Raw genomic sequence first — 13,096 nt, 5'->3', positions numbered from 1 at the left:
AGGCTAAAGGATAATACTTTTTAACAATTTACCTCTTTGATAAATATTAAAAGGGGGATATCCTGACCAAAATTTGTCATAAATTTGCAAACGCATTTAGATATTAAATTTTACTATTTTGTTTAGCTAAAAATTAATATAATTGATGTTCGCGGCATCCGCGACTTACTTATAAAAAGGGACTATAAAGTGAGATTTGAACAATTAGAACAATTTGTAGCACTCGGCATACTACGCCATTTCAGACAAGCAGCAGAACAAACCCAAATCAGCACCTCCGCACTTACGCGAAGTATTCAAACTCTTGAGGATGAAATGGGATACGAACTAGTTAAACGTTCAACTCGTTCTGTAAAGCTAACTCAGCAAGGTGAGCTATTCCTTGATTACGCAAAAAACACTTTATCTGAGCTAGAGCTTACTAAAAAGCTTATTTTTCAATCCGTAAGTGGAAAAACAGGTGAGAAATTAATTATTGGTTACACCAATAAAGCAAGTAATGTTGTACCTATTTCTTGCGGGCAATTTTTAGCACAGTACCCACATGTAAAAATAGAAATGCAACTGCAAGAAGAACACGAACTGAGCCGAAAGCTTCAACTAGGTGAAATTGATATTAGCGTATATTCACAAGCGATTAATAGTATTGGCAGTGATATACATTTACCAGATCAACTCATTTTATTCGTATCTAAAAATCACCCATTAGCTCAAAAAAATGACATTAGTAAGCACGACCTTGATAGCTACCCGATGTATGGTTGCTTTTCGCAATCAAAACAAGTTCAAACAATGCTAAATGAAGCAATTGACTCTTTAAATAAGTCATCAAGCATTAAAGTGGGTAGTATTGAACAGGTCATAGCTGGTTTAGAAAAGTCAGACCACTTTGCTATTGCTAGCATAGAGCATACGAATGCTGTAGCAGAGCACTCTGAGTTAATTCAGCTAAAAACAAATAAGAGTTTAAGCCACGAACAGTTAGTCGTACAAACAAACAAACAGACAGCTGTTAATGAACATATAGATCAACTGTTATCTCTCATTAAAAAAGCCGCAACGACAATCAACTAACCTCGTTTTGTCTTGAGATAAGTGCGACACAAAGTGATAGCTTTTAACTTCTTTTGAGCTACACTGTCGCACCTTCAAAAAATGACCCACTTGAATGATTAACTTTTCAGCCGACGATACTTATTTAAATGATATCGAAGAGCTTGGCTACACTGTTATACCTAATGCTATAAATGAAGAGCTTATTATTGATTTAATGGCTGACTGTTATCGTATAAATCCTCAATTTAGCCTCGCAGGTATTGGCCGTTTAAATAATTTGCAAATTGACGATACTATCCGCAAAGATAAGACCTTTTGGTTTGATGGTACCTCACAAGCGCAATTAACTTATCAAGCGACTATGGAAAGTATTCGTACAACGCTTAACCGTACTTTTTTCATGGGCTTATTTGACTATGAATGTCACTATGCAAAATATACTGAAGGTGATTTTTATAAAAAACACGTTGATGCTTTTAAAGGCCGCTCAAACAGAGTTTTTACCAGTGTACTTTACCTAAATACTCCAGCACAAGGTGGTGAACTCGTTGTCTACAAAACCAAAAGCAAAGAAATTGAAATAATAATAAAACCTCAAGCCGGTACATTGGTTTTATTTGAAAGTGAGCGTTTTGTACATGAGGTATTGCCAGCCATAGATAATCGTTATTCAATTGCTGGGTGGTTTAGAAAAAACGCATCTATCAGCGGCATTATTGATCCGCCTCGCTAAAGATGACTCAAACTAAATAGCCATTGGATACGAAAACAATAAACCTATAAAAATAGCTAATCCAACATAGTGATTATTTAAAAATGCTTTAAAACATGCCCCGCGCTCACGTTTGTGGATAAGTGTTTGCTGATAAAACAACAAACCAGCAGCGACACTTAATCCAACTCCAAATGCAGTTGATAGTTCATTAATAAAACCTATAAAAGCCACTATAACTACAAAGGTCATATTAAGGAAAAAAATGATGTGACGATCGTATTCACCAAACAAAATAGCCGTCGATTTAACGCCTATTTTTAAATCATCATCTCTGTCTACCATTGCATACATTGTGTCGTAGGCTACCGTCCAGCAAATATTAGCAATAAATAATAACCAAGCCTGTAAAGGAAGTGCATTTATCGAAGCCATATAAGCCATCGGTATTGCCCAGCCAAATGCTGCCCCGAGTACAACTTGAGGTAACTGTGTGTAGCGCTTCATAAACGGATAACAAAAGGCTAATGCCAACGCACCAAAAGAAAGTAAAATAGTATTAAAACTGAGTATCAACACTAAAATAAATGCTATGACTATTAATAGTAAAAACAAACTAAGTGCTTCACCACTGCTAACCAGCCCCGAAGCCAATGGACGCTGGGCGGTCCGCTTTACTGAGCCATCTATCTCTCTATCAGCAAAATCATTTATTACGCAACCTGCACTTCGCATAACGATAACGCCAAGCGTAAATACAACAAAGTTGACTAAGCTAGGCATTCCATCATTAGCAAGCCATAAAGCCCAATAGGTTGGCCAAAGTAACAATAGTGTACCAATTGGTTTATCTACACGCATAAGTTGTATGTAGTAAGGGAGATGCTGTGACTTTAAGGTTGCTAGCTTCATGAGTAAAGGTACGCTCCAGGTAAAAACACTTCACAGACCAAAAAATTGTAATCTTTAAGCGAAAATACGCTACGTCGGCCTAACAACTTTTGTATTGGTAAGTTTAGTTGTAATGCTAATTGCTGTATCGGGTGCTCTGTATCAAAACGAGCGACTTCTATCTCTTTGCGCACGAGCTCTGGATTTTGAAAAATAACATCGCCTAATGGGCGATCCCCCATATTATGCAGAGGGTTTTTTGGTTGATTTGATAATTTATTATCTGGCAGCCAGCTTTGTGCATATACCATGGGAATATTATCGCACAATAAAAGTACTTCTCGGTTTAATGCCGTTGAGGCTTCGCAGCCAAGCAATGCTTTTTGCTCAAGTGTTAAATCAAAGATTTTTTCACTGAGCACTTTTACGTTAAATACTTGCGCCCTGCTTTTTAATTTAACTGTTAAGGAATGTGGCTCAAAAAGCCACTCACGTTCAGAGGATGATAAATCACTTACTTGTGATGTGCATTGCCAATTGACTAATAACGAAATAGGGAAAGTAATCACGATAACTCTATTAAATAAAATCCAACGCGATAATAACATTGCTAAAGCATTTGAAAAAGTGATCATTCATTATCGTAAATAACGAGGGCGTGTTGACCTTTCAAGATGGAAAATAGTTCAACTTAGGGACGATTTAATCGCAGCGCGAGATAATAAGCGAAACAATTAGTTCAAAATATCTTTTTTAGTCCATAAGTTAAACCGCCTCCATATGGCACTCCATGCACCAAAGTAAGAAGTCAGATCTCGCCATGGAATATCTGTGCACAGATTATAATGCTTTCAAGCGTTTTTCTATGATCAAACTGATTATAAATTCGACCACTTAAGCACATTACTTTTGATAAGATATCCATGACGCCTGTGAACATTAATCTTGGTATTAAGATTAGGTGTATCATTTTTTAGCGAGTTCAATTATGCCTTTCTTTCATGCTATTTATTTTTCATACCTCAAAGTTCAGCGCGCTCTAGTATAAATAGCTCGACTCAATAGGGTGTATTAACCGAATTTACTGCCAACTTACTCTTAAATCTAGTGCTTCCCCTATACTCGAAGAACAAGGACCAAAAACGGCATAGTCACCAATAATTCTCATAAATTTAGCCTGACTGCTCCTTGGCAGCGTTGATAAATCGAGTATAGTATTAAGGCCATAAGGTTGCCCCTCTTCGACAAATTCATCTACGACAAGCTCATTAACCTCATCGCCATAAATTCCATTATCGTTGAGGTCAATCCAGACTTTCCATGAGGTAGAACGCTCTGTTACTTCAGTATCTCCTTGAATATTAATGATAGTATTGCTGGGATCTATTAGCTCTATAGGCATTTGGGTATAGTCCCATGCTGTTGAACTATAATTAATGTTGTTATCACCAATTAAAACATGAGTGATGTGCTTATCGACGCTAGCTGAGTTTATTGAACAATACTCATCTGTTACCTGAATAAGCCGTTCAAAGGTATCCTGATCATCGGATTGATCAGTTACTGTTAACTTAACTGGGTAGCTTCCAGATTCTGCGAAGATATGCTCGGGGCTTGCTTCTGTTGAAGTTTGGCCGTCTCCAAAATCCCATAACCATTGAACTACTTGACTCGTTGAGCGGCTATCATCGGTAAACTGAGTGCGTAATTTAATTTTCTCTGCATTAAAATAGCTAAGCACGCCTTGATCAAAAAGTTTTATTTTTACCACCTTAAAAGCTTCAACAACATCTTCTTCAGATAAGCCAGCTACACCTGCTTGCTGTTTAATACATTCAGCAGCTTCAGTTAGTGTGGTCAACGCACTCCAACAGACCTTCGCTGAATTTAAATACACTTTATAGGTAGGCTCTATTCCCCATTGATTTGATAGTAAATAAAATGGGTAGGTGATCATACCAATGCGTAAATAGAAATTATCACCAGCCTCTTCATAATCAAGAAAGCTATCAATTGCACCATTTTCAGTTTTTATCTGATCGAGATGACGAATAAAGCCGCCATTCTCTTGGCCGTGAATCCAATTATCTGAATGTCCCGTAAACTCGTATTTTGCCATTACACCTGAGATATCGCCAAAGGCTTCATGCAAGGTACGAGCATCAGTACTAATTTCATGATCGAATCGATTTAAATCAGATATTCTATTTAAAACTCCATGGCCTACTTCGTGCGCAATGATGTCAAGTGAAGCCATAGAGTAAAATAATGGATACGCATCACCAAAGTTGGCATATGCGCCATCCCAAAAGGCGCTTTGTTCATATTGTTGACCATAGTGGACACGGATTCTAATTTTGTCCTCCAGTGGCGGCTCCCCTAGGTATTTAACAAAGCTATTGTAAACTAGTGTGCCGTAAAACATGGCGTCATTTAGCGTTGAATACGTCCAAACCCCAGTCTCATCAGAAATCATATCTTCGGAATGTGTTGGCTGCGTACCACATAAAAAGGAATAAGGAGGGAAGGCATTCTCATTAATATCGTTAGGGAGTTCGTTACGATTATAACTCTCCCCAACTTCATCCTTAGTATTATTCATATGCGTAATACTAACTAAACCATTATCAAAAATACATAATCCACCTTGCTCTTCTGTGCGTTGAATTGAAATTTTCTTGCGACCAACGCCATAATCCCAAGTGTGAACTTTATTTCCACCAGGCCCCGATAATTCAGCATTACCGATGAAATCATGAAAGGGAATAAGGGTACCTTTCGTGGCCTGTCCAATGGTGTTTACCGGCAAAAGAAGTAACGCATTGGTATTTTCAGGTATACTTGTATCCTCTGGAATATTAAGATCGTAAACCGATTTTTTCATAGTTTTTAACCAAGCATCCCCCTGTTTATTTCCTTGCTCATCTACCCAATAAGCCCATACAGACTCAACTCTAGCGGGGTCACTATCAATAACTTCAGGCGCGACAATAGTTACGCTGCCAGATAGTTTGCCAATAGAACTATCTTGATCACGAAAAAACGCATGTAATATTTGATTTGTTGGTACTTCAGTAACAGAGTTTAGCGGTTCTTCAATTGGCGGTAGTTTTATCTCAGGAGAGCCAGAGCTGCCGCCCCCACACGAAACGAGGAATAAAGTAATAAATATAGAGGTGAATTGTTTAAATCGAATAAGATTTAATTGGATGAGATTTGTCGGCAATAAAAGTGATTTAAAAAAAGTCATTGGCTATCCTTAGTCGATGGGCATATAAAAAGACATTATAAATCAATGAAATATGAGTTAACTTTAGCTTTTTATCATTAAGTTTACACTCTAGAACAAATACGCTATTTTTTCAATTTATTAGGCTAAATTATAGACTGTAGTGTGTAAGTAACTTGAGGTTTCAATTAGCCTGTTTTTCATCCAAAGTTCAGGTTAAATAACCCCATTAGTTAAAGAGCAATCTAACTAATGTGGCTAGACAACGGGTTAAGACCGTGCAGTATCGCAGATATTCTTCCAAATATTTGTTCAACTAGTCAACGTTCGCTATCGCAGACTCAATACGGCTTTCGCAAAGAGTTGTTCCGGGCAAAATTGCACAATACTCGCCAGCTTGCTCAAGTCCGATACGTTGAGTATTACGTGCAGTAATACGCGCTGCTAGTTGCTCGATTTCAAGCGGCTCTTCAGATACCGCTTTAAACGCACTCAACCTCTCTATCTCGTCATAAACTAAATCTTGATAGCTTCTGAGCCTTGCGGACAGCGCAATATAGCGCTCAGATATTGCAGCTTGACCAGCATAGGCTAAGTCATAATGGCCAGAATCCTCGTAACTTTCGACTTCATACTTTAAAATATTTAAATGTTCATCTTTAAGATCATCAACATAGTCACCACCATCAAATAAATAGCTAAACAAATTATCGGCATACGTTATACAAGGAGTTAGATTATCGGTTTTACAATGCATAGTGCCATTTTTACTTAGCCCTGCTAGTTCTGGCGTCATACCACCATCGGTGTTCACCTGAATAGTATATACAGCATCTTTGGTAGCTTCTTGAAATACTTTAGTTTTAGTAAAAGTCTTACTAAAAAAAAGAAACTTCACTTTGATTTTAGTCTGAAACCATTCGTATTTAGCGCGATCTTTAAAATGGAGTTTGGCTGTTACATAGATACGCGAGCCGAGTTTGATATTGTGGATAAAGCTGTCACCACAGCGGCTTCTTACTTGATTTGGATCTGTATTTAGTAGCCCTTGAATAGCCATTTTAGTCGTTCTATTTTCAAAGTTATAACTTCCTTTTTCATAGGTTAATTCTACTGCCGAGGCGGCAGAATTTCTATTTTTTGTTACTTTCCTGCGCATGGAAAATTTGGCTGAACCTCCAAAAATAACCAAGTTGATACCAGCCTTTACGCTGCCAGTGATGGTATTGATCATGGTATCTGAGTCAAAGTCGCCACGATAAGCCAAATCGCCCATACTACCGCCTTGAAATTGCCACTGACCATCGAGGCATGATTCAAGCGGTATGCCTAATTTCTGCTCAAACCCATGTCCAAGTTGTTCTTGTTCGGTATTTAAAGAGTAATAGGTATGTCCATTTGCGTAAAAGCTTAACAGGCCACAGAGCACTATTAATATGGTAATTAAGTGCATACATAAATTCCTGTAAATGGTTTGCAGAGGCAAAGGGCGAGGAAGCAATAACTCAATATTCGATTGTTTATTACTTACCACGTCCCAATTTTACTAATTGAATCTTAGCATTTTTTATTACTCGCTAATTTTCAAAAGCAGCTCCATAGGTTGGAAGGGCTGATTTACATGGTAGCCATGCCATCACACCCGCAGCGGGGTCATTAGCATCAACGAATGATGGTGCCCAACCTAATTGTCTAAACCCAAGCGATACATGGTTTTCTTCAATACCAAAGTTCGCGGTTGCCTCTCGAGCATTTTCGCATTTGAAATATTGGCTCATGTTATCCGCTGGTATATTCAGATCAGCAAGCGTGTAGCTTTGTATGCAGCCGACACCGCTACCACCACAGGTGTTGAGGTAATCATTCCATGCATCTGAACATGCTGCCCCATAAGGGTTATCGCGACAAACTCGGGCATATTGCTCATAAATCCAAGCGTTATTGTAAGCGGCTTCCTGCACGCTTTCTGCTTTTTGACGTTGTACATCAGTCATCCAGCTAGCGTATTGTGCAAGCACACCACGAGCACGGTGCTCATGATTAACCGACTTTTTGAATTGATCTTCAAGCCATAAAGTACGGTAGGTAGTTTCAAAGCGAATATCTTTATTACCGGAGTCTAAGCGACGTAAATCCTGTGAACTGATCTCGTAAGGAGTTGCTTTGTAACGCACAACATTATAATCAGAGAGTGCATTAAACTGATTGCCAAAGTCGTTCTTCGCATAGTTCACCGCTTGCTCAAATAAGGTAAAGCAAGGCTCATAGTTATCAAGTGAACAAGTGATAATATTGTTAGGAATTATACTTAGCAGCTGCTTAGGATCCCCCCCTTTTTGCAATGCTCTGACGGTGATACGCACACTTTTCTTAAGATCTTCGTCAATATAATTAAGCTTACCATCGACGCTAATACCAATATTTCCTGCGCCATAGCTAACGCCTAAATAACCGCCAATTTCACTTTTGTGCTGCTCACTTAAGTACTCAATTTTCATGTTAATAAGTAACTGAGCACCGTATTCAATCTCACTAATAAAGGCATCACCAGCCATGCTCATTAGTTTACTTTGATACTCATTTGCTAGCGTATTACCTGAAGGTGTCAATGTATAACCAATATTGGCATCTGTTGGCATAAGAACACGTTTTTTGGGTGTCAACGATGCTTGGAAGGTATAAGTATTCGAAAACTCAGTAGAGGACATTTCCTTGGCTAAATGACCACCCGCTTTAATACGAATAACAGGAAAGCCAACATCTACATCAACATTACCATTTAGCTGACGAAGAACTGCGTCGTAGCTGCCATTATTTACTAATTCAAATTGCACACGAGTATTACCAAGGGTTTCAATGGTTTCACCTGCGACAGTTTGAACATTCAAAAAGCGTTTTTGATCGCTGTTATAGGCTGTACCCAACACAATGTGATCGTTCACCAATCCAGGTATTTCACTTTGGAAGGTATTCACATTGAGTGCTTTTTGCATTAGCTGTGCTTCATTCACAAAATTTGAATCTGCGAATGCGAAAGGTGTAGTGCAGGCAATAAGTGCCGCGATAGTCTGTTTGTATAAGTTCATGTTGCCACCTATTACTTCACGTAAAGGAGGTAATCTTCTACCTCTCCGGAGTCTACTTCTTTACATGCATCATTGCTGCCACCCAAGTAATCCATGGTAACGCGCATTTTCGTCATGCCCTTTTTTGCACCTGTTGGTGGGGTAATTTCGACCTGAGTTGCTTGCTCAGAAACACCAGCAAACAAGGTTTCTTTTGTATCGTTGAAATCACCGTCTTGGTTCCAATCAATAAACACATGCCAAGTTTCAGGGTATGCTTCTGCACTACTAAATCCCGGTGTTAATGTTAACTGGTAGCTTTTATCTGCATATATTTTCGCGGTATCGCCAACATAGTTACTGTAAAAGGTGTTGCTGCTGGTGTTCTCAATATTGGAAAATTTCACCGATTGGATGAATTCGTAGGTTCGCTCACGAGACTTTGTCGTACAGTAGTTTGGCATTGTAGGGGTGACCATAACAGCACTGATCCGATAGTCAGACGGGATCTGAAAACAAGAGGTAGTTGGTAATTTACCCGCAAACCAGTTCTTAGGATTCGCATTATCTTCGTCACCAAAGGTGAGGTATTTAGCATCTCCCCTAAGGGTATTATTTTCGTATAGCATCACTTTTTTAAGATCCGCTATTTTCTCATCGTTTGGAATGGGGGTTGTGGGGTCGAAAATATTATCAGAGACCTCAACCAATAATCCTGAATAGCACTTTTCCAACCATTGAAAGCGACCTAACGCTTGCTGTGGTGTGAGTACATCTCGAGATTCAAATAAAGTCGTATTCGCTTGTACTGATGGCACTATTATGGCAGCAAACGAGGTAATTAATGTGCTGGTTAGCATGACTTTTAACATAGTCTTATTCCTTATAATTCTAGCCATTTACGGTCATATTGATGAACGCGGCCACGAGTCTGTAGCTCTCTATCACGGCAATAATTACCTATTGGATTACGCTTACAAAAATCAACGGCGTCCGCCAAAATAAAAGAGTTAAAGAGTGAATTATCGCGAATGGTTTCTAATGCAGTTCGATGTGAGTTATTCAACTCACTGGCGTAGTAATTGAGTACGTTATCCGCACGACGATTATCGAGAATTGCCTGCACCCAATCATCACTCATGTTTTTGAGCGCCAATTTAGTCAAGATGCTTTTAGCAGGGTACACATCATCAGGTACTAAAGGAGATAGACTTGGCCCTGAATCGGTGTAACTTTGTGTCAATACTCTACCGACGTTATATTTATCCAAGGTATCAAACTGAGCAACGTAGTTGGTTTTGATGTAATCGATGCTATTTTTAAAAACATCAAAGCATGGTGTCGGGTTTTCCATCGTGCAGTTGACGAGTTGATTTGGGATCACCTTCAAAAGCTCTATCGGGTCGCCACCAAACTGTAATGCAGAAACCGTAATTTTTATATTACGTTTCACGTCTTCGTCTACTTTTTGCAATTTCCCACTGACATTGACTTTACCAGCCCAATCGACACCAAGCTGTCCCCCCCATTTTACTTTGTCTTCGTCATTTTTATATTGGAACTTGAGGTTGATCATCACTTGAGAGCCATATTCAATCGCTGACACGAACTCATTACCAATATTATTGAATTTGTCTCCTGGATTAGCATTGGCCAAATCAAGCGCGGCTTGTGTAGGTTTAAACCCTATTTGAGGATCTGCAACTAACAGCCGTTTTTTTGGCTTTAAAGAGAGAAATAGTGTGTAAGTACCGGTGTAGTTATCTGCAGTATTTTGTTTTGCGTAGCTTGCGCCAACCCCCACTTTTATTACGGGAACATCAAGGGCCGCTCCTAAGTTACCATCAAGCATACTCGATAGTTGGCTATAACTCATGTCAACACCGACAACAAAATCCATTTCAGTATTACCATAGGTTTCATCTACTTGACCAAGTACACTTTGCAGTGCATAAAAACCTTCTTTTTCACTGTGGTAAGCGGTACCTAGTGTGACTGAATCTAAGTCAGAGTTACTTGCTTGAGTAGCAAAGTTAGAATTGCCTATTTGCTCAGCTGCGGTTGAAAAACTACAGGCAAAAAAAAACGCTACCCCCATGGCACGTGCCAATGGAGAATATGTAAATTTCATATTTAATTCCTTACAGAGAAGTATGGCCTTTCGAATAGAAAGGCCTAGTGGCCTGATTAATCCAAACTGTTGATGTAGTCAGTTTTCCACTTTTCAGGAAGGCGTTGAAGAATCTCTTCTTCTGACATGCGAATATTCTGATCTTTGTAGTTCAATTCGTCTTGAGTAGCCAAATCCCCTACCGCCATGCCGTTTGCAAACATTGCAAAATTACGAGACTCAGCGAATTTCGAATTTTCTGTAGGCGCTAGTTTCAAATTGTAGATTTTGTCTTTGTACTTCTCTTTTGTTACATTAGTAACAAGCACAGAACCTGTTTCCGTAAGAATACGATCACCTATTTGCAGTTCTTTCGCCCAAATAAGACCTTTATTAGAGGTAGAAATTGGGTGGGTTTCAGTTGTTAAGATATCAGAGCCATCAGCGCCTTTTATGCGATACATCTTAATAGCTTCAATTCCTACTGACACATCAATAACTTGCATAGGTTCTTTAACTTGAGTATTCGAAGCTAGTGCACCTAACACCAAATCGCCTTTCGCAATATCTTCAATAGCGCGTTGCTTGCCATCGGCCATAGTGATCATTGTGCCGGTTGCTAAACAACTGTAACCAAGCTTCATCATAGGCAACACTTCACTATAGAAGTTACCAAAACGCGCTGATGTCTCTGACGTTAACGATACTTGGAATGCATTCGCGCCACCACGCCCCCTTTTAAAGTACGGATAACCTTTAACAGCAAATGTCATATACCAGTTTGCTTGGGCGATATTCGAGAAAAGTTTGGCATTGCCAAAACGACCTTCTGAACGCGGGATGTTCCAACGGATGATCGACTCTTGGTTTGCACTATCAACTTCAAATTCTAAATAGTCAGAAAATTGTTTAACTGCATTGTCGAGTCCTTTGTAGCTTTGCTTTGTCGCGCCACCATAGATACCTTCTTGTAAATAGATATTTGTTGGCTCATCTATACCGTTTGGTAAATCACCTATAGTTGGATAAATATCAGTGATCTCGTGAGGAATCCGTAATTCACCGTTGAATGGGATGTTCACACCCGCCATGTCGTTTGGATCTCCAATTTGGTCGGCGGCGTAGTCACAGTCTGCATGATTACGGTTTAGACAGATTTTAATAACAGCATCATTGTTTTTATCGATAGGTGCAGTTGCATTGTATTTTGGACGTGTGTCCAATGATGAACTGATCCCAACGTTAAGTGCAGATACCGGAGCGTCGCCCTTTGCAGCTGGTGAAGCAGAGCCATAAAGTGCTTCAAAATGCTCCCATGAGAAGGGGTATTCAGTATACTTCATCGTTGTACTGATGGTGCCATCGTCTAGATCAAGTTCCACATATGAACTGGCATAAATGGTATCTAAATTTGGGAAGTTTGCCTTCAATGATTTCAGTGAAATAGTCGAAGTTGCAAGCGTGTCTTTGCCAGACAACACATTAAATGTAGAGCCAAAAGGAGCAAGCTGATTGCCGTTTGCATCTTCTAATAATAAGTCGATGTAAGTCACTTTTGTACCGCCAAAACGTGAGCTTTTTGCACGTACAATAAGATATGGCTCGTTTGTATCTGATGAAATGGCTAAGTTCATATCCAAGAAGAAATGCGCTTCTTTGATGATATCGACTTCAGCTTCACTAACCGGTGGCACTTCAGACGTTGTCATGTTCATTTTTGCTGATAAATGCTGTCCTTTAGCTACATCTAGCGTTTTATGTAGTTGCGGATAATCACTCTCAATACGATTTGCTTTTATCAATCGTGACTTTGCCAATTGATAGTGCTGTGGATTTGACATATCTAGCTTGCGGATCCCAAATTGATCCGGCTGTGTTACCGCTGTGCCCTTCGTTGCTGCAGGCCCAGACTTCTGTTTTGACGCGGTGGTAACTTGTTGTTCATTAATATAGTTGCTAGCAGCTACCGCGTTACTGATTGCTAAAGCGATTGCAAGCGGCATGAGCACATTTATATTTAGTTTTTTCATGTT

The 13,096-nt window shown here is 39.3% G+C and carries 11 protein-coding genes; 2 read left to right on the top strand and 9 right to left on the bottom strand.

Annotated features, from left to right (window positions below):
- The first annotated feature begins 189 nt into the window (after window positions 1-189).
- Together AC0VZ4_RS03990 and AC0VZ4_RS03985 are read left to right on the top strand one after the other, a co-directional pair.
- Entirely contained in the window at window positions 190-1,074 is an 885-nt protein-coding gene (locus tag AC0VZ4_RS03990; RefSeq protein WP_007377864.1) for a LysR family transcriptional regulator, read from the top strand.
- 94 nt (window positions 1,075-1,168) lie between these two features.
- Complete coding sequence (locus AC0VZ4_RS03985) at window positions 1,169-1,789, top strand: 2OG-Fe(II) oxygenase (protein ID WP_007377865.1); 621 nt, start codon at window positions 1,169-1,171, stop codon at window positions 1,787-1,789.
- 12 nt (window positions 1,790-1,801) lie between these two features.
- Here the strand turns inward: AC0VZ4_RS03985 and ubiA are convergent, their stop codons facing one another.
- The 9 genes from ubiA to AC0VZ4_RS03940 form a co-directional block, all read right to left on the bottom strand.
- Entirely contained in the window at window positions 1,802-2,680 is an 879-nt protein-coding gene (gene ubiA, locus AC0VZ4_RS03980; RefSeq protein WP_007377866.1) for a 4-hydroxybenzoate octaprenyltransferase, read from the bottom strand.
- The gene (locus AC0VZ4_RS03975; RefSeq protein ID WP_475441612.1) at window positions 2,677-3,228 is read right to left on the bottom strand and encodes a chorismate--pyruvate lyase family protein; all 552 of its coding nucleotides are present in this window, start codon (window positions 3,226-3,228) and stop codon (window positions 2,677-2,679) included. Before AC0VZ4_RS03975 ends, ubiA begins: the two co-directional genes overlap by 4 nt.
- A gap of 165 nt (window positions 3,229-3,393) precedes the next feature.
- Window positions 3,394-3,471: a hypothetical protein gene (locus tag AC0VZ4_RS03970; protein ID WP_475441611.1), complete on the bottom strand. Its 78-nt coding sequence runs from the start codon at window positions 3,469-3,471 to the stop codon at window positions 3,394-3,396.
- 269 nt (window positions 3,472-3,740) lie between these two features.
- Complete coding sequence (locus AC0VZ4_RS03965; RefSeq protein WP_475440971.1) at window positions 3,741-5,909, bottom strand: PKD domain-containing protein; 2,169 nt, start codon at window positions 5,907-5,909, stop codon at window positions 3,741-3,743.
- Between the two features lie 295 nt (window positions 5,910-6,204).
- Complete coding sequence (locus AC0VZ4_RS03960; protein WP_475440970.1) at window positions 6,205-7,341, bottom strand: hypothetical protein; 1,137 nt, start codon at window positions 7,339-7,341, stop codon at window positions 6,205-6,207.
- 124 nt (window positions 7,342-7,465) lie between these two features.
- Entirely contained in the window at window positions 7,466-8,974 is a 1,509-nt protein-coding gene (locus AC0VZ4_RS03955) for a hypothetical protein (RefSeq protein ID WP_007377871.1), read from the bottom strand.
- Between the two features lie 11 nt (window positions 8,975-8,985).
- The gene (locus tag AC0VZ4_RS03950) at window positions 8,986-9,825 is read right to left on the bottom strand and encodes a GEVED domain-containing protein (protein WP_475440969.1); all 840 of its coding nucleotides are present in this window, start codon (window positions 9,823-9,825) and stop codon (window positions 8,986-8,988) included.
- An 11-nt stretch (window positions 9,826-9,836) separates the two neighbouring features.
- A complete protein-coding gene (locus AC0VZ4_RS03945; RefSeq protein ID WP_475440968.1) occupies window positions 9,837-11,084 on the bottom strand; it encodes an internalin in 1,248 nt (415 codons plus the stop codon).
- Window positions 11,085-11,140: 56 nt separating this feature from the next.
- On the bottom strand, window positions 11,141-13,093 hold the full coding sequence (locus tag AC0VZ4_RS03940; RefSeq protein WP_475440967.1) for a Hint domain-containing protein: 1,953 nt from the start codon (window positions 13,091-13,093) through the stop codon (window positions 11,141-11,143).
- Window positions 13,094-13,096: the final 3 nt, after the last annotated feature.

This window comes from Pseudoalteromonas sp. QJM3NY_22 (assembly GCF_056173065.1).
This window is presented reverse-complemented; position numbering and strand designations above follow the sequence as displayed.